Below are 23,424 nucleotides of genomic sequence, written 5' to 3' on the forward strand. Positions count from 1 at the left end.
AATTAATTTTAACCGAGCGGCGAGCAGTTGTTCGGTTTTTTGCGTTGTCAAAAAAACACCAAGAACACAGCTGTAAATACTGCAAAAGAATAATTTTTATAACATGTTTGGTGAAACTATAGGGCTTTAGTGTGCTTTTTAAATAATTAGGTTTTATACCTTGTTGAAACGGTGAAAAATATGATAGATTAGATATTATGAAAAAACCACAATATATTTGTATGTACTTCTCTAGAAGACACAAGATATTGTGTTATATTAGAAAATAGGCATATCCTGATTATTTCCCGAATCGGCCGAATATATTAGGGTTTTTAAAAAAAATAGAGTGTTAAAGCAAATATGGAATGCTTATAGAAATATCATTCCTAGAATAGCTTGACACAAGATATTGTGTTGAAAAGAATATGAGAATCTAAAAACGAAGGCTATAGGAAATAATGTAAGACATTATTTTGCTGTAATTTTGCTCGTTTTTTTATTTTGGATTATAAAGAAGGAGGTGAAGCCTGCTACGACAGCAATTAACAGAAAGTTGTTCTGTTGAGCAGTGGCAGGCAGTGAGAATGGTTCAGATGATGACATATGATAGACAATCAATCTTAGCACAGTTAGAAGAAAAATACGGTCGTGAGGAGTTAAGTCCCTTACTACGTAAACATGAGCGTTTTGAAACAAGACATCCAGATGCAGATGATGCAGAATGGACAAAAGCGCTTAGCTTAGATGCTCTAGGTTTCTTAGATGAACAAGAACCTTACTGGACATTCGTTGCAGCACGTCTCCTTATTATGGAAACTTACAAAGACGCTGCTGAAAAACGTGGCGTTGCAAATCCTGAAGAAGTGTACACTAAATTCCCAGAGCACATCGAGAAATTAGTTGATAAAGGTTTGTACGAAACATTCTTAATTGAAAAATATACAGCACAAGAGCGCGAACAATTAGCGGCGATGATCGACCGTCACCGCGATGAAATTTTCACATATATCGGTTTAAAAACATTACTTGATCGCTACGTAACATGCGACTTCGACAAAACACCTTTAGAGCTTCCACAAGAGCGTTTCATGATCATTGCGATGACTTTAATGCAAGACGAAACAGAGGACCGTTTAACGAAGGTTAACGAAGCTTATTGGGCAATGTCAAACCTATACATGACGACAGCGACACCAACATTATCAAATGCTGGTAAAACACATGGCCAATTATCTTCTTGCTTCATCGATACAGTAGATGACAGCTTACAAGGTATTTACGATTCAAATACAGACGTTGCAACACTTTCTAAATTTGGTGGCGGTATCGGCGTTTACATGGGTAAAGTTCGTAGCCGTGGTTCATCAATCCGTGGATTCAAAGGCGCGTCATCAGGCGTTATTCCTTGGATTAAACAATTAAACAACACAGCCGTATCTGTAGACCAATTAGGTCAACGTCAAGGGGCAATCGCTGTTTACCTTGATGTATGGCACAAAGATATCATGCCATTTCTAGATTTAAAATTAAATAATGGTGACGAGCGTATGCGTGCACACGATATTTTCACGGGCGTGTGCTTACCGGATATTTTCATGGAAACTGTTGAAGAGCGCGGCGAATGGTACTTATTCGACCCACATGAAGTTCGTACAATTATGGGCTTTGATTTAGAAGACAACTACGATGAAAAACGCGGCGAAGGCTCATTCCGCGATAAATATATGCAATGTGTCGCAAACCCTGAATTACCACGTACAGCGGTTCAAGCAATCGACATTATGAAACGTATTATGCGTTCTCAACTTGAAACGGGTGTACCGTTCATGTTCTACCGCGACGAAGTAAACCGTCAAAATGCGAACAACCACCAAGGGATGATTTACTCATCAAACCTTTGCACAGAAATTATGCAAAACATGAGTGCGACAACATACGAATCAACAACGCTTGAAGATGGCATCATCGTAACGCGTCGTAAAGCGGGTGACTTCGTTGTATGTAACTTATCATCAATCAACCTAGGTCGCGCTGTTCCGGCAGACGTTTTAGAACGCCTAATTCCAATTCAAGTGCGTATGCTTGATAACGTTATCGAATTAAATACGATTCCAGTAGCGCAAGCAGAGCTTACAAACTCTCGCTACCGCGGTATCGGTCTTGGTACATTCGGCTGGCATCACTTAATCGCACAACAAGGCATCGCTTGGGAAACAGATGAAGCGGTTGCTTATGCGGATACGTTATACGAAAAAATTGCGTATTTAACAATTCAAGCGTCATCAGAATTAGCAGTCGAAAAAGGTCATTATCCATACTTTGAAGGTTCTGACTGGCAAACAGGTGAATACTTCACAAAACATGGTTATGATGGCGATGAAAAATGGGATGCACTAAAAGAAACAGTGGCGAAGCAAGGTATGCGTAACGGTTATTTAATGGCTGTAGCACCAAACTCATCAACATCAATCATTGCAGGCTCAACTGCAAGTATCGACCCAATTTTCCAAAAATCGTATTCTGAAGAGAAAAAAGATTACAAGATTCCAGTAACGGTTCCAGATTTAAACGAAAAAACAACTTGGTATTATAAATCAGCTTATTTCATCGATCAAAACTGGACAATTAAACAAAACGCTGCACGCGCACGCCATATTGACCAAGGGATTTCATTAAACCTTTACGTGCAAAATACAGTGAAAGCAAAAGACTTACTTGAGCTTCATATCAATGCGTGGGCTGCCGGCATTAAAACAACGTACTACGTGCGTTCAACATCTGTTGAATTACTAGAATGTGAATCTTGCGCAAGCTAATTTTATAGTAAAAACAAACAGAGGATGCTTACGATAAGTATTCTCTGTTTTGGGTACATGAAACTATTTATTCGACTTTTTGTATCCTAAAAGTAATATAAAATTCACATGTCTCATGTTTATTTTATTAAAAATGTGGTATTATAAATACATTGAAAACCATCAGAATCTCATACAAATAATTTGCTGCATGCAGTGAAGTTGTATGGGATTTTAGTTTGAAGAGGAGAGACAAAGTATGACAAAAATTGAACCACGTAAATTAATGGATAAAGAGGCACCAAACCGCTCGACGGCTATCGTCAATGGTCGTACATCAAATGTTTTAAACTGGGATGACGTTCGTTTTAGCTGGGCTTATCCTAAATACAAAAAAATGCTTGGTAACTTCTGGACTCCATTTGAAATTAATATGTCATCTGATGTGAAGCATTTCCCAGGCTTATCAGATGATGAAAAAGAAACATTTAAAAAAATCATCGGCTTATTAGCTCTTTTAGATAGTATTCAAACAGACTACGCTGGTCGCGTGGCCGATTTCTTAACAGACTCAAGTCTAAATGCGTTAATGATTATCCTTGCGCAACAAGAAGTTATTCACAACCACTCGTATTCATATATTCTTTCAAGCCTTGTATCAAAAGATGAACAAGATCGTATTTTCGACTACTGGCGTACAGAAACAGTTCTTGAAAAACGTAATGATTTCGTCATCAAAGGTTATGAAAAATTCTCAAACGACCCAACAGTAGAAAATATGCTGGATTCGATCGTCCATGACGTTATTTTAGAAGGCTTATTCTTCTACTCAGGTTTCTCATTCTTCTACCACTTAGCGCGTAACCAAAAAATGGTCGCAACAAGCACAATGATTAACTATATTAACCGCGATGAGCAATTACACGTTGATTTATTCGTGAAAATTTATAAAGAATTATTAGAAGAATACCCACAATACGATACGCCAGAGCGTGCTGAATACGTACAAGGCGTGTTCCGTGAAGCTGCGGCACTTGAGATTGAATGGGCAAATGAAGTCATCGGTGAAAAAATCGATGGCTTAGATATTGAAGATGTTGAAGATTATATTTACTTCTACGCGAATGTGCGTTGTAACCAATTAGGTTATGAGCGTCCATTTGAAGGCTACCGTAAAAACCCATTAAAATGGATTAAAGCGTACGAAGATGTAGATTTAGGTAAAACGGATTTCTTCGAACAAAAATCACGTCAATATACGAAAGTAAATGTTAAAGACAACGGTTTTGACGAATTATAATGTCGCATAAAAGCACGAGCTTGGGACTTTCCGAGCTGGTGTTTTTTTGTATAAAGCGTGGTATAATCTGGTAAACGTGCAAGGAGTTGATAGAATGCAGAAGCCGTTATTGTGGATTGCATTTCATTTGCCAGAAGAATTGTTAGAACCAATTAAAGCGTATGTAGATGTGAAAATGTGGCGAGATACGGAAGTGGATATGCCGCAACAGGAATTTGAGACAGCAGCATATGAAGCCGATATTTTATGGACGGTCGTTTCAAATCGTGTGACGGCGGATGTTATCAAGCGTGCACCAAAGCTGAAGATGATTGCAAATTTAGCAGTAGGGTATAATAATATCGATATTGAAGCAGCTCGTGAAGCGGGAATTATCGTGACAAATACACCGGATGTTTTGGCCGATACGACAGCGGACCTCGCATTTGCGCTTATGATGATGGCAGCGCGTCGTACGCTTGAAGGCGCACGTGCATTGTATCAAGGACAATGGACGGGCTGGCAAGTGCTCGGTATGACCGGTACGGACATTCATCATAAAACATTAGGCATCATCGGCATGGGGACGATTGGCGAGCTTGTTGCAAAGCGTGCAACAGGCTTTGATATGAATGTTATTTATCACAATCGCCATGAAAAAGACAATGCATACGGTGCACAATATCGCTCAAAAGAGGCGCTGCTGCAAGAGGCTGATTTTATTATCGTCTTGACGCCATTAACGGCTGCAACGCGTAACTTAATCGCTAAAGAAGAGCTCGCATTAATGAAAAAATCGGCGATGCTTATTAATGTAGCGCGCGGCGGCATTGTGAATGAACACGATTTGTATGATGCGCTTGTGAACGGTGTTATTTTGGCGGCGGCATCAGATGTATTCGTAGAAGAGCCAGTGCCAACGTCGCATCCACTACTGACGCTACCGAACTTTACGGCATTGCCACATTTAGGTAGTGCGACCGTCGAAACGCGTTTAGCTATGGTTAGCCGCAATGTCGAGTCATTACGCGCCTATTTTCATAATGAGACAATACCATTTAACGTAATATAAGGGGGAAATAATATGGTTTTATCGAAGGGGATTACCGGGTTTTGTAAGGAATGTGATGTGACGAAAATAGAAGAGATGGACGTTAAATCATTCCGTGCAGCGTGTTATGAAGCGGCACTTCATCCAGACGTGACACTTGTGAATATTGTCGAATGTGATTATCCATTTACATATCATAAGGCGCTATTTAACATTCATGATGAACGTGTTATCGCATTATTAAATAGTTATTATCCAGTTATTGGCTTTGCGAACGATGATGACCCACTTGATTTTTGTGATGTTCCAGCACAGTTAATGACGCTAAATGTACAGTATACATTGCTTGATGAAGATACGCTGATGACGTATCCAACGACTAAGCAGCTGCAATTATTAGATGGCGAAGAATTAGCGGCTATCGAGCAATGGACACCGCGCAATTTAGGCGAAATTATTTTTAATACGTGGGATTAAAAAACAAGACTGGGGCATAAGAAAAACCGGAATCGCGCCGTGGCGCCGTTCCGGTTTTTTTGTTGCGAACGTTAAAAAAGGAACATGAACTATTTTGTCCCAGTTCCTTTTTTTGCTCGATTATTTATTAAATAAATCAAATAGACCACCGATGCCGCCTTCACCAGACGATTGACCACCGCCGCCTTGTGAAACAGGGGCAGATGCGAAGACACGGCTTGCTAAACGGCTAAATGGCATCGATTGAATCCACACAGAGCCAGGACCTTGTAGTGTCGCAAGGAATAAGCCTTCGCCACCAAAGAGTGATGTTTTGATGCCACCAGCACGCTCGATGTCGTAGTTGACGCGGTCGGTCATTGCTACTAAACAGCCAGTATCAATGCGTAGGCGCTCGCCGGGGCGTAAGTCTTTACGAATGATCGTACCACCTGCATGAACGAATGCAAGACCGTCACCTTCTAGCTTTTGCATAATGAAGCCTTCACCACCGAAGAAGCCGGCACCTAATTTGCGTTGGAACTCAACGCCAACCGATACGCCGCGCGCTGCCGCTAAAAAAGCATCTTTTTGACAAATGATTTTACCATTGTATTGGCTTAAATCCATCGGGATAATACGACCAGGATACGGCGCTGCAAATGAAACGTGCTGCTTGCCCATACCTTCGTTTGTGAACGTTGTGATGAACAAGCTTTCGCCAGTAATTAAGCGTTTGCCAGCGCCCATTAATTTGCCCATAAGGCCGCTCGTGTTGCTTGCTTGTGAGCCATCGCCAAAGAGCGTTTCCATTTGGATGCCATCTTCCATCATCATCATTGAACCAGCTTCGGCGATTGCTGTTTCGCCTGGGTCTAGCTCAATTTCGACAAACTGCATATCGTCGCCGTGGATTTTAAAATCGATTTCGTCATTTCTCATGTCTATTCCTCCAGTAAACTAGTGTATGAATTATATACGCATTGTGACAGAAAAAGTTTCAAATTTTAAAATTTCAGCATGAAAAGCTTCAAAAAAACTGTATTTTCTGTTAATTTTAAAAAAACGACATTTGGGGGGACTATGTATGAAGTTAGCGCACTATATCGGTGGAGAATTTCATGTCAATGAAGAGGAGAAATATTTAGAAGTCATCAATCCTGCAACGAGCGATACGATTGCTAATGTACCGATGGCGACGCTACATACGCTTGATTTTGCTATTAATGCGGCTGAACAGGCGCAAAAGATATGGGGGCAAGTACCTGCTCCAAAACGCGCCGATTATTTGCTTGATATTGGCTACAAGTTAAAGGAGAAAAAGGAGCATTTAGCGCGCGTGCTTACTGAGGAGATGGGTAAGGTCATCGAAGAGGCACGCGGCGAAATCCAAGAGGGCATCGACATGGCTTTTTATATGGCAGGTGAGGGGCGCCGTTTACTTGGGGAGACGACGCCATCTGAATTGACCGATAAATTTGCGATGAGCGTGCGGACGCCGGTTGGGGTTGTAGGTTTAATTACGCCATGGAATTTCCCGATCGGAGTGCCGCTTTTAAAAGCATTCCCAGCAATTGTCAGTGGCAATGCCGTCATTTGGAAGCCGGCTTCTGAAACGCCGGTTATCGCTTATGAAATGGCAAAAATCTTCGATGAAGTAGGCTTACCAAAAGGGGTTGTGAATATCGTCTTTGGTTCTGGTAATGAAATCGGCACTGAACTTGTGCAAAATCCACATGTTAACGTGATTTCGTTTACCGGCTCGACCTCTACAGGCCGCAAAGTAGCGGAGCTTGGTGGCTATCATTTGAAAAAAGTATCGCTCGAGCTTGGTGGTAAAAATGCGGTCATCGTCATGGATGATGCCGATTTAGATTTGGCTGTAGAAGGCATCGTGTGGAGTGCTTTTGGGACGGCGGGGCAGCGCTGTACGGCGTGTAGTCGCGTCATCGTTCATGAGGCGGTCGCCGATGAACTCGAGCAAAAGTTAGTTGCTGAAATCGAGAAGTTGACGATTGGCAATGGCTTAGATGAGGCGAATAAAGTAGGGCCGGTTATTAATACCGAGGCGTTGTATAAAATTCATAGCTATGTCGAGCTTGCACAGCTAGATGGTGCAACGTTATTAACAGGTGGACAAATTTTAGAAGGCGATGACTATGATTTAGGGTGTTATTATGCGCCAACATTGTTTAAGAATGTGCATCCGCAGTCGCGCCTAGCGCAAGAAGAAATTTTTGGACCGGTGATTGGTTTAATTAGCGTAGCGAATTTAGAGGAAGCGGTGGCCGTCAACAATAGCGTCACATATGGCTTATCTAGTTCGATTTATACGCGCGACGTCAATACCGTATTCCGAGCACAACGCGATTTAGATACCGGGATTGTTTATGTGAATGCCGGGACGACTGGTGCCGAAGTCCACTTACCATTTGGTGGTACGAAGGGCACAGGGAATGGACACCGCGATTCGGGTGCACGCGCATTGGAGCTTTATACCGAAGTGAAAAGTGTGTATATCGATTTCAGCGGCAAATTGCAGCGCGCACAGATTGATCGTTAGACGTACAAAAAAACAGTTCATTTGCCTTTTTTAGCGTTCGCAACAAAAAACCGGAACGGCGCCACAGCGCGATTCCGGTTTTTCTTATGCTCATCTGAGATGGTGTTGTTACACGTATGTTCGAGCCTCTTTTTATTAAGGCTGTGCTTTTCCTTCAAGTTGCGAGATTGTGACACATGTATAGCCTTTATTATCCAAATACGTCAAGATGCTATCAAGCGCATCTGCCGTTGTTGAATGGATGTCATGCATTAAAATGATGGCACCTGGATGCAATTTTTGTTTTACAACTTGTAGTGTAGCTGCGGCATTACGCGTTTTCCAATCGAGCGTATCGACACTCCAGAGCACAGTCGGTTGTGATAGCTGTTGTTCTAAACCATGATTGCGCGCGCCATATGGTGGACGAATCGTTAGCGGCTCGACACCGGTTGCCTTTTTAATAAGCGCGTTTGAACGTTCGATATTGCTTAGCGCTTGTGTCGCCGTCATTTTTGATAAATTTTCGTGGCCGTACGAGTGATTGCCGATTTCATGGCCTTGTTGTACGACTGATTTTGCGATAGCTGGTGCAGCATTCGCTGAGTTACCTAACATGTAAAATGTCGCTTTCGCATTATGTTTTTTCAACGTTTTTAAAATGCGAGGTGTTACGGTTTTATGCGGGCCATCATCAAATGTCAGCGCAACGTATTTTTTACCGTGCGTATTTAATGAGAAGACCGGCACATCGTATTTTTTGTCTAAATTACTAAGTGGAATTGTGACAGCTGTTAACTTGTCTGCGAATGTATGTGGTTGGTAATACACTTTTAGATTCGTACCATCTAGCGCAAATGTTTCGAAGTTTTTCCACGTCGGGGCTGTTAATTGCTCGATTTTTTTTGCTGAAATGTTTAATGCTGTATTTTTTTGTTGTAATTTTGTACGTGCTTCCTTTGATAAACGATTTAAGCGAGTGTCGGTTTTGATGACATCTTGAATCGTCCGTAATTTCTTCGTACCACGATTATATGTAAACGTTTGTGCCGATGTTACAACAGATTGATTTTGTTGTAGTTCTTTTTGTTTGACGATGAATGTGATTTTTTTGCCTGAAGTCGTCGATTTAATAGATAGTACTAATTTTTTAGCATCCGACTTAATGTATTTGTCGCGTTTATTGTAAATCTTTTTTTGAATCGCCTTATCTACGTCTGGAATACCTGTAGTAGGATACATGAGCGTATATTTATCTGAACTAGATTGTTCCGTTGTATACGAAATCTCTTTAAATGGCGATTTTTCAGATGTGACAACAACTTTATTAGCGTCTTGTTTTTTCTTTTTCGCCGGCTCGTCACTAATTTTTTGTACAGCACCTGCGAGGTTTTGTCCCGTTTGATTGTTGTTAAGTAGTACAAAGAAACAACCTATTAAACCAATAAGTACTGCGAGTAGTGCTAAATTAACTTTACCTAATTTAGTCTTTGGAAACCATTGCACGATGAAACCTCCTGTAGCTTTAGTACCTTCATTGTACACTATCGAAAATAAAAAACCACAAATAGCCGAAATTAGCTAAAAGTGGGTTTTTTTTACTAAAACATCGCTTCGATTACTGCGACTTCAGATGGGCGACCGATATGGTATCCTTGTGCCGCATTGCATCCATATTCACTGAGTAATTCCAATTGTTCACCATTTTCAACGCCTTCTGCTACAACGCGCATATTTAATGAATGTCCGAACTGGATCATACCATGAATCAGTTTTTGTGTTTTCTTTTGATAAGCAAGTGTTGAAATAAACGTTTTGTCGATTTTAAATTCTTCTAGCGGCAATAGCTGCATATAGCGGAATGACGCGTAGCCTGTACCGAAGTCATCTAGTACAAAGCGGATGCCATCAGCTTTTAATTGCTTCATTTGTGTAATAATAGAAGATTCTGCTTCGGCCTCTAACGCAAATTTCTCGGTAATTTCAATTTGTAGTAGTGAAGCAGGGCAGTTTGTACGCTCGAGTACTTCACGAATTAATTTTACCATATTTTTATCGCGGAATTCGCGTACAGATGAGTTGATGCTGACGCGAATCTCGTGACCGCTTGCTTTCCATGCGACGGCTTGTTCACATGATTTTTCAAGCATAAATGTACCGATATCATTAATTAAGCCCGTTTCCTCGGCAATCGGAATTAATACATCTGGTGGGATAATTCCTAGCTCAGAATCTTCCCAACGCACAAGTGCTTCGACGGCTTCGATTTTGTTCGATTTTAAATTTAATTGTGGCTGATATAATACTTTTAAATCTTTTTGATTGAGCGCAATCATTAAACGTTTTTCAATCATCGCACGTTTACTTAATGCTTTATGGTCGTCATTTGATAGGCTAGCAATCGTACTGCCGCCTTCTGTATGGATTTTATCGATAATCGCATGAGACGCTTTTAATAAGTGATTAAACGTTTGTTGGTCCTCTGGATATTTTGAAATACCACCGCAAATTGTTAGTGGTAATGCGAGTCCATCGATATAAATTGGATGTTGTTTTAAGTATGCCAAGAAGCCTTGGATAAACCATTCACCAAGCGGCGTTAGTACCGCAAAATCATTAATCGTAATACGCGCCATGACGCTATCTTGGAAGTACATTTTCATACGGTTTGTAAACTCTTGTAGTAAAATGCCTTCCATTTCTTCGTTATACAATTCTTTTAATGAATAAAATTTATCGATGCTCAAATACACAAACGTGAAATGTTGTTTTTGGTCAATCATTTCATTGACGATTTGTTCTAGGCGATAGCGATTCATTAAGCCCGTCTCTTGGTCAACGTACGCAATTTTTTCTAAACGTTGTTGCAAAAGTTGCTTTTCTGTAATATCTTTTGCTAACACAAGGTAGTAGTCCGGTGATTTGCCAGATGCGGTTACGGGAATGGCAATTAATTCTACCCAATAAGACGTACCATCTTTCGCGATTTTTTCGACTTCACCTTGCCAAATTTTCCCGCTATGAATGACATTCCAAATTTCATTAACTTGCTCCGTACCGGCGTCTGTTTGCGGGAACATTTGCCATAATGTTTTCCCTAAAATACGTTTTGGTGTCCATTTACTATATTTTAAATAAAGTGGGTTCGCAAAATTAATAAGACCTTCATGGTCAAGAGACAGCACCATAAACGACTCTTCTAATCCTGTACGAAGGCAACTAAGCTCCGCGCCTGCACTGTCCTCTGATGAAAAAGCATGTAGAAATTGAATGACGATAATACGCTCATCTTTAATCGTTAATGCTTTTGCAAAAAGAGACATTTGCAGCATATCTGAATTTTTTGTTAACAATGTAAAATTGTTTAGCATTAGCTCTTTATGTGAGCGTAAAATAGTAGTAAATTGTTTTTCAACTTTTTCTTGTTCATCGTTAAAGATTGGCGGGAAGTGCCCTAATACCTCATCTGTACTATATCCAAATACATCAGCACAATGATTATTCCAAGAAATAACCTTTCCTTGATGGTCCAAAGTCATGACAGGACTTTGAATGTGATTTAGTATCGGATTAGCATATTGAAAAACGTTCTCGATTTCTTTCATGTACGCAACGACTCCTTGAAAGTGCTTTAATAACTTCTATTATAAAGAAAAATGAGATATAAGTCATTATTAATGAATAGATAATTGGCAATAATCTTTTCGAGATAGGGGAAAAAGAGAGAGATAAGCGATATATTTTAAAATACAAATAGGATTATTGTCTTTTTTTAAAAGTGAAAATAGGGGGACAAAAGTATTGTATGAATAAACGTTTAAAAGGAATTTTAATGGTTGTAATCGGGTCTATGATGTGGGGCGCTACGGGACCAATGATGGAGTGGATGTTGAGCGAAAGTCCTATTACAGTATCATTTATGTTAACTATACGCTTATTAGTAGCAGGAATTGCATTATTATTATTCATCAAGTTACGTGGTCAGCGTGTTACGATGATTTGGCGCAATAAATATTGGGCAACATCATTGGTATTATTTGGGCTAATTGGTATGTTAGGCGTGCAATATACATTCGTCGCAACAATCGATATTAGCAATGCGGTATTTGCAACATTATTACAATTTTTAGCGCCGATTTTTATTATTTTGTATGTGTCGTTTACGAACAAAAAGTTACCACCTATCTACCAAGTACTAGGTATTTTAGGGACACTTGTCGGCTTATTTTTGTTGCTGACAAATGGCAAGTTAGATGAATTGCTCGTGAGCAATGCGGCCTTATTATCGGGCTTAGCACTTGGCTTTGCCTTTGCTTTTTACACGGTGTATCCAGTGAAAATTATGAATGAATGGGGTGTCATGCCGGTCGTTGCTTGGTCGATGATTGTTGGCGGTAGTGCAATCGGCATCGCGTCCGGATTTTGGCAATGGGAGCAGTGGGCGATTCTGCTAGAGCCGCAACTGTTAGCGATGATGCTCGGTGTTATTTTCTTTGGTACGATTGCGTTTGTGCTCTTTTTAGGCAGCATAACGTACATTACACCGGTTGAAACGAGCGTCTTATCAAGCATGGAGCCACTGACTGCGACGGTCATTTCGATTTTGTGGTTGGGGCGCACGCTAGAGCCGTTCCAAATGCTTGGCATTGTTGTTATGCTCGTCTTTGTGGCGTGGTTATCGATTGAAGGAGACCGCCAGACGCGGAAAAATAACACGAAATGATAAAACATAACAGGCTTTCGTTCAACTTGATGGCGGTGCCTGTTTTTTTATGGGAAAATACAAGTATCGAAATAAATGGAAAGGAAGATTGCGATGACAAAAATTGTATCGTATATGGGACCGTATAAATGGCCAGCAATCATCGCACTTGCGTTTATGCTCATTGAACTCGCCGTTGAGCTTGTACAACCGCTAATCATCGGGAAAATTATCGATGAAGGCATCATGAAAGGCGATATGACGTATGTCGTGACGTGGGGCAGCATTATGATGGGACTTGGGTTACTCGCGTTTGCAGCTGGCATTACGAACTCATTTTTCTCTGCTCATGCGGCGCAAAGTTTTGCGTATGACTTGCGCAGTGCATTGTTTAAAAAAGTACAGTCACTGTCGATGACTCATTTTTTGAAATTTCCAACTTCAGCGCTGATTACGCGACTGACGAATGATGTGACACAAGTACAGCAAGTGTTCTTTATGAGTATGCGCTTTATGCTACGCGCGCCACTTGTCGTCATTGGGAGTTTAATATTAGTGTTTTTCGTCAATGTCGAATTGGCATTGTACCTCGTGCTACCAGTACCATTTTTATTATTATTTTTATGGTATATGGTCAAAAAAGGGGGACGTGGTTTTGAGCGTGTGCAGCGTTCGATTGATCGCGTGAACCGCGTTATTCAAGAAAATTTACAGGCGACACGTTTAATTAAGGCGTATATGCGTGGGGTGTACGAGTCGTCACGTTTTGTGAAAATCGCACAGCAGCTCCGCGACCATACAGCGCGTGCGCTACAGCTGATGGAAATGGTGCAGCCGATTTTATTAGTCGTCATGAATGCGGCACTGCTCGTTATTATTTGGTTTGGCGCTGCGCAAATCGAGGCGCGCTCGATGCCGGTAGGAGACCTCGTATCCATTATTAACTATGCGCTACGAATTACCGGCAACTTTAGTATGTTTTCATTTATTATCGTATTATTTGCGCGTGCAAAAGCATCGGCCGAGCGTATGGAAGAAGTGCTTGATATTGAGCAACGACCAACTGCGACGACGCTTGAGCAAACGAAAGAAAATGATGCGGAGCTGACATTTGAGCACGTTGATTTTGCGTATAGTGATGACAAGATGATTTTAAAAGATATTGATTTCACGCTACGGCCACGCGAGAAAATTGCGATTATGGGCGCGACGGGTTCGGGGAAAAGTACGTTACTGCAACTAATTCCGCGGTTGTATGAGGCGACAAACGGTCAAGTTACAGTGGAAGGTATGCCGGTAGCACAGTGGCCAATTGCCGCTTTACGTGAAAAAATCGGCTTTGTACCGCAGCGCTCGCTACTTTTTACCGGCACGATTTTTGATAATGTCGTTTGGGGTAAAAAAGATGCCACAATAGAAGAAGTCGTTGCGGCGTGTAAAAAAGCGCAAATTCATGATTCGATTATGGCGTTTGATGCAGGTTATGACACGCGCGTTGGGCAAAAGGGCGTCAATCTTTCTGGTGGCCAAAAACAGCGTATTGCGATTGCGCGAGCACTTATTCGCAAGCCGGCGATTTTTTTGTTTGATGATAGTATGAGTGCGCTCGACATTCAGACTGAGGAAAAATTATGGGCGGCGCTGCAGCAAGAGCACGCGACGATGATTGTCGTGACGCAAAAAGTGCACACAGCGCAGGCGACGGACCGCGTATTTTTAATGGATGACGGGGCAATTGTCGCGACGGGTACGCATGACGAGCTTGCGCGCACATCGCCGTTATATGCCGCTATTATCGCATCACAGCGAGAGGAGAATGCCCATGTTTAAACCATTTGGATACGAGCCAATTTTGACAAAAGACATGCTTCAAAAGAAAAAAAAGCAGCGTGATAAGGCCGCAAATATGGGCACAACGCTAAAGCGTATTTGGCATTATGTCGATGAACAGCGCGCATTGTTGATCGTGGTGTTACTAATGGTCGTACTTAGCTCAGGGCTACAACTACTAGGCCCATTTTTAATCGGCCGCTTAATTGACGCTCATATTATACCGCGTGAACTTAGCGGCATGGCGACCGTTATTGCGGTCATTGCGGTTAGCTATGTGCTGCTGTCGATTACGCTATTTTTACAAAACTATTGGATGATTGGCATCGCACAGCAAACTGTTTATCGTATGCGCACCGAACTATTCAATCAATTTCAAAAACTACCGATTTCATTTTTTGACCGCAAACAACACGGCGAGCTCATGAGCCGAATGACAAATGATATGGACAATGTCAGCTCAACACTCAATAGCACATTTATCCAAGTGTTTTCGAGTATTCTCGTGTTAACGGGAACGGTTGTTGTCATGCTAACGCTTAGTCCATTACTGACGCTCATTACGATGACGATTATTCCGGTGATGTTTGTGGCGACGCGTTGGATTACGCGCCGCACAGGCCCATTATTTAAAGGACAACAACAACGCCTCGGCGCACTGAACGGCATGGTCGAGGAATCGATTTCTGGTCAATTAATCGTCAAGGCGTATTCGCAAGAGGCACGTATGGTTGACGAATTTACCGACAAGGCACAGGAGTTACGCCACGTTGGATACTGGGCGAATGTGTACTCTGGTGGGATTCCGAAGGTCATGAACTTTTTAAACAATGCGAGCTTTGCGCTAGTCGCTGGAGCGGGTGGGGTTTTGGCGGTAAACGGCCATTTATCGGTCGGTACGATTGTCATTTTCACCGAATATGCGCGCCAATTTACGCGACCACTCAATGATTTAGCGAACCAATTTAACAATGTTTTATCTGCGATTGCCGGGGCAGAGCGCGTCTTTGAAGTGCTTGATGAAGAAATCGAAAAAGAGCCTTATGCGAAGCCGCTAAATGAGCGCTTAGCCGGGCATATTCAATTTGATGATGTGACATTCCGTTACGACCAAACGACCGATAAGCCAACGCTTGCGAATATGACGTTTACTATACCAGCTGGAAAAACGGCCGCATTAGTCGGTGCAACGGGTGCTGGGAAAACGACCGTTATGCAGCTTATTGCACGTTTTTATGACATTGATGACGGCCAGCTATTGATTGATGGGCGCGCGATTGAAACGATTGCGCGTACAGATTTACGCGCGCAAATGGCGTTTGTGCTCCAAGAGCCGTTTTTATTCGAGGGTACGATTCGCGACAATATTCGCTACGGGCGCTTAGATGCGAGCGATGCGGACATTGAAAAAGCAGCCAAGCAGGCGAATGCCCATACATTTATTGAAAAGTTAGAGGCGGGTTATGATCATGTATTGACCGAGGACGGCGGCGATATTAGCCAGGGGCAGAAGCAACTTTTATCGATTGCGCGTGCGCTCGTTGCAGACCCAGCGATTTTACTACTTGATGAGGCGACGAGTAGCATTGATACGGTGACCGAAATGGCGATTCAAGAAGCACTCGACCGCTTAATGAAAGGGCGTACGAGCATCGTCATTGCGCACCGCTTAAATACCGTCAAAAATGCCGATTACATTTTTGTTTTAGAGCATGGGCGCTTACTTGAAGGCGGAGCGCGCGACGAGTTACTCGCATCAAAAGGGCGTTATTACGATATGGTCATGCAAGGGAAATAAACAAAAACAAGAGGTTGGGACATACGTGTAAAAACAACCTCTCAGATGAGCATAAAAAAACCGGAATCGTGCTGTGGCGCGGTTCCGGTTTTTTGTTGCGAACGCTAAAAAGGAAAATGAACTGTTTTGTCCTAGCCTCTTGTGTTCATATTACACGACAAAAAATCGCTTGTTGAAAAAAGGAGGGCGTTCGGCGCGTAAATTGCCGCTGAAAAATGCCGCATAACGGAAAAATCGCATGAATAACCACGACAGGAGAAGCGCTGGGATTAAGCTCGCGAGCGTATAACCAACAATGCCGTAATCGAAAAAATTATTAAAAAGTTTATCGAATGAAATATGCGCATACATAATAATGAGCGAATGCCGTTCGATAAATTCTAGTGCCCGCAAGCGTACAAGTTTCGTTACGACTTGGCATGTGAACATGATGACGATTATGCAGGCAAGCGGAATGATTAAGTCGAGTACGGGATGATTGTAGCGAATAAATTTCATACTTAGATGATAGTCGAGTGTTCCGGTCCAAACAGCGTGCATCGCCCACAGCATGATGCCGAGGCTGATGACATAGACGACCGGCTGAATATGCTGAAAAAATTCGCGGCCGTAATAACCAATCGCAAAATAAACAATGGCCATGAGGGCGACGTCTACATTCCACGGTACAAAAATCATTTGTGATGCGCGATCTATAGCGCCCCCGAGTTGTTCGACATAGTGGCTTTCCCATTGTGCCACCGCATAACATAGTGCGAGCACGATGAATTGTAGCGAACGTTTTAAATAATGCGTCATGAGCATAAAGAGCACGTAAACTGTTACGAGTGTTGTGATAAACCAAATAACGGCGTAGCAACCACGTGCAAAGCGGCCACCGATTACGATAGAATAGAAGTCATTGAGATAGTAATCCAACGAATCATTGCCGGTTGCAAACGCCAAAATATAGCGTAAAATCGTAATGAGTGACACGAAAAACACATACGGAATAATCAATTGTAGCATGCGCTTTTTCAGCGATTTGCCAATTGCTTGATCCTTTGAAACTGGATGGAAAAATAAACCGCTCAGTAAAAAGAATGCGGGCATGTGAAACCAATAAATATAGGTTAAAATGGGATGGTCCATTTCACCGGGGTAATGGCCGATGACGACGAGAATCATTAAAAATCCTTTCATGGCATCGACCCATGCTAAACGTTGTGTCATGTATTTGCCTCCAAACCTTATATATTTTATACCTGCCACGTATTTTAGAAAAGTATAAAATGTCTCAAAAACATAACAAAAGGTGGTTCTATTTATGCAGCTTTTCGCAATGAAAGCTTCTTACCCATTAGATGAACAAACAAAAGAAGAAGTACAACAATTATTAACGCGCGCAACAGAGCAGGATGCAATCGATTATAGCGTCTTAATGCACGCACCATTTTGGCAAGCAGCGGAGCAACGTGGCTTTTTCGTGCTTGTGTACGATGATGACAAAGATGTATTAATTGGCGCGTTAAGCGCGCTTGATTTATTTGGCTTAAATTCGTATGAGTGGGCGGCTGTTGTTGACCCAGCTTATCGCCGTATGGGCATCGGTTCTGAACTTGTTGCCGGCTTTAAGCATGGCTTAACTGAACGTGACTCAACAGGTGAAATGGCGACAGCTTATCCGAGCGAAGCGGCGAGTGCTTTTTTAATAAGTGCTGGCTATGAATACAGTTCATCTGAGGCGACACTTAGCGCGACAGCAACAGAACAGGCGCTTGTGTTCCCGGAAGATGATGATATTCGCCCGTACGAACAACGCGATTATTTAGCATTGCAGCATATGATGGAAGCGGGTTTTAGCGACTTAGCCGAGGAAACGGAGCAGCTAGTTGCGCAAACCGAAAACAATAAGCATATGAAACTTGCGATGTATATTGAAGACGGCGTAGCAGTTGGGACGATTTCAACGACCGTACGTGAGCAAGAATTATGGGTGACAGCCTTTACAGTAGAGCCTGGTTATCGCCGTTCAGGAATCGGCACAAACTTATTGAAATGGGCGCAAAATGAAGCGGTGAAACATGGCCAAACGGACGTATTGTTAGATGTAGAGTCTGACAATGATGAAGCACTGAGCCTTTATAAAAAAGCAGGCTTTAGCGTCAAAGGTCAAGTTGACTATTACGTCGTAAAATAATGAAAAAGGACAGCACCTCGCTCAGAAGTGCTGTCCTTTACTTTTATAATAAAAAATCCGCCATCGATTGACCGATTAAATGAAGTTCATGCATCGCGCGCGTCGTCGCGACATATAATAGCTTGCGCTCAAGCGGCGTGTCGCGGAAGCCGTCGTTATCACAAACAATCATGACCGCATCAAATTCAAGCCCTTTTGATAAATGGCTCGGCACGACGAGTAGCGCTTGCTGGTCAATCGCGGCCTGTTCATCAAGGAGCTGCGCATGAACGCCTGCAGTAGCGAGCGCGCGTTCAAAGTGCGTAGCATCCTCGGTCGTCTTACAAATCAGTGCGACAGATTGATGGCGCGCCTGAATGTTGGTGAAAAGTGTCCCAATCTGAGCCGCATCAAACGCTTGCTGCGCATGAAACTCTGGCTCTAGACCGTGGCGTACAACCGGCTCAACAAGCGGCAAGTCCTCATCCATTTTCGATAAAATTTTGTTGGCAACAGCCATAATTTCAATCGTTGTCCGATAGCTTTTTTGCAACGTTTTATAGCTAGCGCGTGGGAATAACTCCCGCACAGGTTCCCAATCGGTCAAGGAACGGTAGCTATGAATGCCTTGCGCTAAATCGCCAACCATCGTAAACATATCGGTATCAAGTCCTTCTTTTAGCGCCGCAAGTTGGAATAGGCTATAGTCTTGCACTTCATCAATAAAGACAACGCGAATTTTATGCGTTTCTTTCATGCCTTTAATTTTCGCATGAAGGAAAAATAACGCCGCCAAATCTTCATTCGTCCAGCGTTCCTTTTTATGAGCTTGTTGGAACGACTCGCGCTGCTTTGTTGTCCAATGCGGCGCAAGCATTTGTTGCACCGCATCGTCCGTTAAAAATGCGCGGTAAAGCTTTTTAATATTGTATTTTTTAAAGCGTTTCATATAAAGCGTCGCGGTTGTTTTCGCTTCTTGTTCAATAGCGGGAATGCGGCGATCGCGTTCATCAATCCAGCGTGTCACTTCTTTTTTACGGCGCTCGGCATCAAAAATGTTGAGTGCTTTGCCGATAATGTCATCGTATTTTTTATTTAACGTATATAAAATTTGTTTTTTCTTTTGGCGTACGTGGCTTTGAATGACCGCTCTCATTTTTTTGACGCGCTCTTCAATTGGTAAATAAGCGTAGTCTTCAAGGAACAATTCTTGCAAGTGACTTGCGCGTAAAATACGGTATTTTTCGATATAAACATCGTCAAATAACACCGCCATTTCTTTTGCCAATTCATCGACATAAAGCTGCATCATATCGCGGTATTCAAGCGAACCTTTCAAGCGTGGAATCGCCAAATCGACCGCCGCACGTTGCTGCATGAGTTGCTCTAAATAATGGTTTGCATCTTCTAGTTTTAATTTAAGACCGGTCGCATCGCGCACATAATCAGCAAATGTCGACTGACGAATATGGCCAACACCAAGCTCTGGCAACACATCGGCTATATAGTCGATAAATAAATTATTTGGCGCTAAAATCATGAGCTGCGAAGCATTGAAATGTTCACCCATCGTATATAAAAAATACGAAATACGGTGAAGGGCAATCGTCGTTTTCCCAGACCCAGCGGCGCCTTGTACGATGATGGGTTGCTTTAGGTGCGCGCGGATAATGTCATTTTGTTCCGCCTGAATCGTCGAGACAATTTCCGTCAAACGCACGTCAGCTTTGCCTGCTAATGCGTCTTGCAGTAAATCATCGTTCGTCGTTAAATCAATATCGCGCACCTCAAACAATTTGCCGTGCTCGATTTTATATTGGCGCTTTGAAAATAAATGACCATTCATTTCCTCGCCGTTGACGTCATATGTCACATCGCCTAAGCGTCCATCGTAATAAACATTCGCAACAGGGGAGCGCCAGTCGACAACGACCGGTTCCTGTGTATCTTTATCGAATAACGATGTTTTCCCGATGTACAATTTTTCAGCTGCTTCACCTTCTTTTTGAAAATGAATGCGTGCAAAATAAGGCTTTTGCATAATCGCCTCTAAGCCTTCTTTTTGGTTGCGTGCCATATCAAAGAAGCGCGCGTTCGTTAAAATATTTAAGTAGCTCGAACTCGAATCTAAATATTCAAGATCCGCCATCGATTTACGAATGTTGTCTTGCGCAGTCGCGACATCGCGCGCCGATTCCGCGAGCACATTGGCCATATAGTGTTTGACGTACGCTAAATGCTCGCGCTCCTGTTCAAATTCCGGATGCTGCATGAAAAGCCCTCCTTAAAAAAAATCATACTTTCTACTATACGCCATTTTTTTCAACAACAAAAGTTTTCGGCTGTTTGCGAGCTGAGAGCTATTAGAAATCGCTCATGAGCTCAAGAAGCGTGTTTTCGATACGACATAATTAATAATAAGTGCCAATGAAGGCCTATCTACGCATGAAAAAATCACCGTTTAGTAAGCATCGTGCATATGCTGTCAATGAAAATTTTTATTTACCATATAAATGGCAAATCATTACGATAGTTGATGCGTGAATCGGGGCGTTTTTTGCCCGAAAAGCGCCGAAAAGGGGGCATTTTGCGTCTCTGACGGGCAGTTTCAACACATAAAAATTCACTGGATTTTGGCGTGATGTCATTTATTATGAAAACGACACGCCGCCATTAGTTTGCTGCGCAGTATGTGTGAAAAAAGCCGTTTCGACATGGAAAAGGGCTCGAAATGGGACCGTAACGGGCATTTTTTGTCCCGTTTTGTCTAGTGGCTGTTGTGACTTTATTGTAACTATCGCCATTTATATGCTAATTATTTGTGGAAAAATGGCTGTTGCGCAAATGCGCATTATTTTCGTAGGTGAATTTACATGGCGCTGTCACATATTTATATATATGTTGTATTCAAATACCGCTATTTGGGCTTTTGGCTCATTTCTGAACAACAAAAAAGAATCGCTTCGTGACAAAAAGCGATTCTAAAAATCGTTCACCATTTTGCGACATGCTCTTCGCATGTGCCAAGTAATTGTTGGATATGGAAGTACGCGCCGTTGTCGAGTTTGATGCGGCCGTTGTAGTAGCCGACAAGCTGGTGCACAGATGACGTCACGACTTTCGCATCTGACTCGGCGATGCGTTCATAAAATGGTGTGAACGTCAGCTCGACATCTTTTGAAAAACGCGTTTTAATTTTCCACGGCTTCATATAGTCAGCAGGATCGTAGGCAAAGAGGACATCCTCATGAATTTTCGTCATATGGCCATCGATAAAAAATGCATTTTCGGTTATGCCAGTGCCATCGGTCCATGAGCCGCCGAGATTTAATCCAACGCGGTGAAAGCCGATGCGCTGTGAGGCCATGCCCCAATTCCATGTTGCTTCGCGCGGCCAAACACCGCGCCCATAATCAAGTACCGCAAATGATTCACGCGGTTCAAATGTGTAGCTTTTATCGCCGAGTTTGACGTAGCCGGTCGTTGGCAAGCTATGATGTTTTGCGGTGAATTGGAATGTTTTGCGATTCCATGGGATGACAACGTTTAGCGAATCATCTCCAAGTGGGTGCTCAATCGTTAGTTCCGCTTCTAACACGTCATCATCAAAATCTGCGACATATACCGACAGCTTCGTGTCATTTTGCGCCGTATGCATAATGTTGATTTTCATGTCAGAGTTGTTGAATGTCACCGTTTGTAACACTTCTTCAGACATTTTGACATGACTACCGAGCGGCGGTAGCGTAATCGTTTTTTCAAAAAAGCGCTGTGTTTCATATTCTAGGAAGTAGACAAAACACACAATAGCATAATCAACATGACTAATCGTTGCTGAAAACATAATTTCATCGCCAAATACACACCAATAATTCCACTTTTTCTTACGCATAAAATGACCCTTCAAATTACTTGTAATCCATGGTTTTCTTGCATAACCAATTGCTTGCGGATTTAAATTGCCGCGCTGGTCGCAAAGCATCGTCGGCTGCAAAAGTTCCTTTTCAGCGTGCTGTGTCAATGTCTAAACATCCTTTCCGTACAACTAAGATAACCTCATTGTAGCAAAAAAATACGAAGGTGTCTTAATGAATTTTTGGCGGTAATCAAAAACGAGAACCGCGTCAAAAAGCGATTCTCGTGTCGTTATGCAAACAAGCCAGCCCAGAAAAAATGAATGATTTCTTCAGCACCTTTTCGCGGTGTTTCAAACAATTGCGTGTCGTCATAGTCGGTATAGCGCCCGACATTCATGAGCGCCAAAAAAGTATGCAGTAAAAACGTAATCTCTTTGTTCGGAATTGTGCCGAGCGTCATTTCGCGCTGAAATGCTTCGCGGATCGCTTCATGCATAAATTGCTCAGATTCATAGACAGCTTGCTGTTGTTTTACAGATAAACTCGGAACCGCTTCGCGAATAAAATTGTTAATATCTACATTTGCGGTCGCATTCGCATACACTTCGAGTAAATTAATTAAACGATCCTTAAATGAAAATTGTTCATCGGCAAGCACTTGTGCGGTACGCGTTTTAATACGGTACATTAATTGAATAATCGTTTCGGTAAATAATGCAGCTTTTGAATCGTAGTAATAATAAATCGTTGCTTTTGTGACATTGCCTGCTGCTGCAATGCCATCCATTGATACCGCTTTATAGCCATGACGCATAAATTGTTGAGAGGCGACTGCTAAAATTTTTTGTTGCATCGGCATCTGTTGAGAATCTTTTTTTGGTCGACCAATAGAGCGACCGGTTGTCTTTGCCATCAAGGGGCCCCCCTCTTTTCTAGTAAATGATACATAATTATACCATGAGAAGGGAAAAGTT

Annotated in this window: 16 protein-coding genes; 9 read left to right on the forward strand and 7 right to left on the reverse strand. The window is 42.3% G+C overall.

Annotation, left to right across the window (positions count from 1 at the left end):
• Positions 1-566: 566 nt before the first annotated feature.
• The 4 genes from V514_RS0100570 to V514_RS0100585 all read left to right on the forward strand — a co-directional run bounded on the left by V514_RS0100570 (position 567) and on the right by V514_RS0100585 (position 5,584).
• Positions 567-2,798, forward strand: a complete 2,232-nt coding sequence (locus V514_RS0100570; protein ID WP_029497708.1) for a ribonucleoside-diphosphate reductase subunit alpha — start codon at positions 567-569, stop codon at positions 2,796-2,798.
• 238 nt (positions 2,799-3,036) lie between these two features.
• The gene (locus V514_RS0100575; protein WP_029497709.1) at positions 3,037-4,077 is read left to right on the forward strand and encodes a ribonucleotide-diphosphate reductase subunit beta; all 1,041 of its coding nucleotides are present in this window, start codon (positions 3,037-3,039) and stop codon (positions 4,075-4,077) included.
• Positions 4,078-4,171: 94 nt separating this feature from the next.
• Positions 4,172-5,128 (forward strand): 2-hydroxyacid dehydrogenase, encoded by a 957-nt coding sequence (locus V514_RS0100580; protein ID WP_029497710.1) that lies wholly within the window; start codon positions 4,172-4,174, stop codon positions 5,126-5,128.
• A gap of 12 nt (positions 5,129-5,140) precedes the next feature.
• Positions 5,141-5,584 (forward strand): hypothetical protein, encoded by a 444-nt coding sequence (locus V514_RS0100585; RefSeq protein ID WP_029497711.1) that lies wholly within the window; start codon positions 5,141-5,143, stop codon positions 5,582-5,584.
• 120 nt (positions 5,585-5,704) lie between these two features.
• Here the strand turns inward: V514_RS0100585 and V514_RS0100590 are convergent, their stop codons facing one another.
• Positions 5,705-6,505 carry a TIGR00266 family protein gene (locus V514_RS0100590; protein ID WP_029497712.1) on the reverse strand — a complete coding sequence of 267 codons (801 nt, stop codon included), beginning with the start codon at positions 6,503-6,505 and terminating at the stop codon, positions 5,705-5,707.
• Positions 6,506-6,650: 145 nt separating this feature from the next.
• Here V514_RS0100590 and V514_RS0100595 point away from each other — a divergent pair, with 145 nt between their 5' ends.
• Positions 6,651-8,126, forward strand: a complete 1,476-nt coding sequence (locus V514_RS0100595) for an aldehyde dehydrogenase family protein (RefSeq protein WP_029497713.1) — start codon at positions 6,651-6,653, stop codon at positions 8,124-8,126.
• Positions 8,127-8,261: 135 nt separating this feature from the next.
• Here V514_RS0100595 and V514_RS19565 read toward each other — a convergent pair whose 3' ends face one another.
• Both V514_RS19565 and V514_RS0100605 read right to left on the reverse strand, forming a co-directional pair.
• Complete coding sequence (locus V514_RS19565; RefSeq protein ID WP_029497714.1) at positions 8,262-9,611, reverse strand: polysaccharide deacetylase family protein; 1,350 nt, start codon at positions 9,609-9,611, stop codon at positions 8,262-8,264.
• Positions 9,612-9,706: 95 nt separating this feature from the next.
• Positions 9,707-11,710 carry a bifunctional diguanylate cyclase/phosphodiesterase gene (locus V514_RS0100605; RefSeq protein WP_029497715.1) on the reverse strand — a complete coding sequence of 668 codons (2,004 nt, stop codon included), beginning with the start codon at positions 11,708-11,710 and terminating at the stop codon, positions 9,707-9,709.
• Positions 11,711-11,910: 200 nt separating this feature from the next.
• Between V514_RS0100605 and V514_RS0100610 the strand changes: the two genes are divergently transcribed.
• The 3 genes from V514_RS0100610 (at position 11,911) to V514_RS0100620 (ending at position 16,435) form a co-directional block, all read left to right on the forward strand.
• Complete coding sequence (locus V514_RS0100610) at positions 11,911-12,828, forward strand: DMT family transporter (RefSeq protein ID WP_029497716.1); 918 nt, start codon at positions 11,911-11,913, stop codon at positions 12,826-12,828.
• A gap of 93 nt (positions 12,829-12,921) precedes the next feature.
• Positions 12,922-14,637: an ABC transporter ATP-binding protein gene (locus tag V514_RS0100615; protein ID WP_029497717.1), complete on the forward strand. Its 1,716-nt coding sequence runs from the start codon at positions 12,922-12,924 to the stop codon at positions 14,635-14,637.
• Complete coding sequence (locus V514_RS0100620; protein ID WP_407636636.1) at positions 14,630-16,435, forward strand: ABC transporter ATP-binding protein; 1,806 nt, start codon at positions 14,630-14,632, stop codon at positions 16,433-16,435. The genes V514_RS0100615 and V514_RS0100620 overlap by 8 nt, the downstream gene beginning before the upstream one ends.
• Positions 16,436-16,585: 150 nt before the next feature.
• Here the strand turns inward: V514_RS0100620 and V514_RS0100625 are convergent, their stop codons facing one another.
• Positions 16,586-17,647, reverse strand: a complete 1,062-nt coding sequence (locus tag V514_RS0100625; protein ID WP_029497719.1) for an acyltransferase family protein — start codon at positions 17,645-17,647, stop codon at positions 16,586-16,588.
• A 94-nt stretch (positions 17,648-17,741) separates the two neighbouring features.
• Between V514_RS0100625 and V514_RS0100630 the strand changes: the two genes are divergently transcribed.
• Positions 17,742-18,614 carry a GNAT family N-acetyltransferase gene (locus V514_RS0100630; protein WP_029497720.1) on the forward strand — a complete coding sequence of 291 codons (873 nt, stop codon included), beginning with the start codon at positions 17,742-17,744 and terminating at the stop codon, positions 18,612-18,614.
• Between the two features lie 43 nt (positions 18,615-18,657).
• Here V514_RS0100630 and helD read toward each other — a convergent pair whose 3' ends face one another.
• From helD to V514_RS0100650, 3 genes are all read right to left on the reverse strand, one after another.
• Positions 18,658-20,865, reverse strand: coding sequence for an RNA polymerase recycling motor HelD (helD, locus tag V514_RS0100635; RefSeq protein WP_029497721.1), 2,208 nt, complete (start codon positions 20,863-20,865; stop codon positions 18,658-18,660).
• 720 nt (positions 20,866-21,585) lie between these two features.
• On the reverse strand, positions 21,586-22,614 hold the full coding sequence (locus V514_RS0100645; protein WP_029497722.1) for a DUF2804 domain-containing protein: 1,029 nt from the start codon (positions 22,612-22,614) through the stop codon (positions 21,586-21,588).
• A gap of 125 nt (positions 22,615-22,739) precedes the next feature.
• Positions 22,740-23,363, reverse strand: coding sequence for a TetR/AcrR family transcriptional regulator (locus V514_RS0100650; RefSeq protein ID WP_029497723.1), 624 nt, complete (start codon positions 23,361-23,363; stop codon positions 22,740-22,742).
• Between the last annotated feature and the right edge of the window lie 61 nt (positions 23,364-23,424).

Origin of the sequence: Kurthia huakuii LAM0618 (assembly GCF_000505545.1) — a bacterium.
GTDB classification, from domain to species: domain Bacteria; phylum Bacillota; class Bacilli; order Bacillales_A; family Planococcaceae; genus Kurthia; species Kurthia huakuii.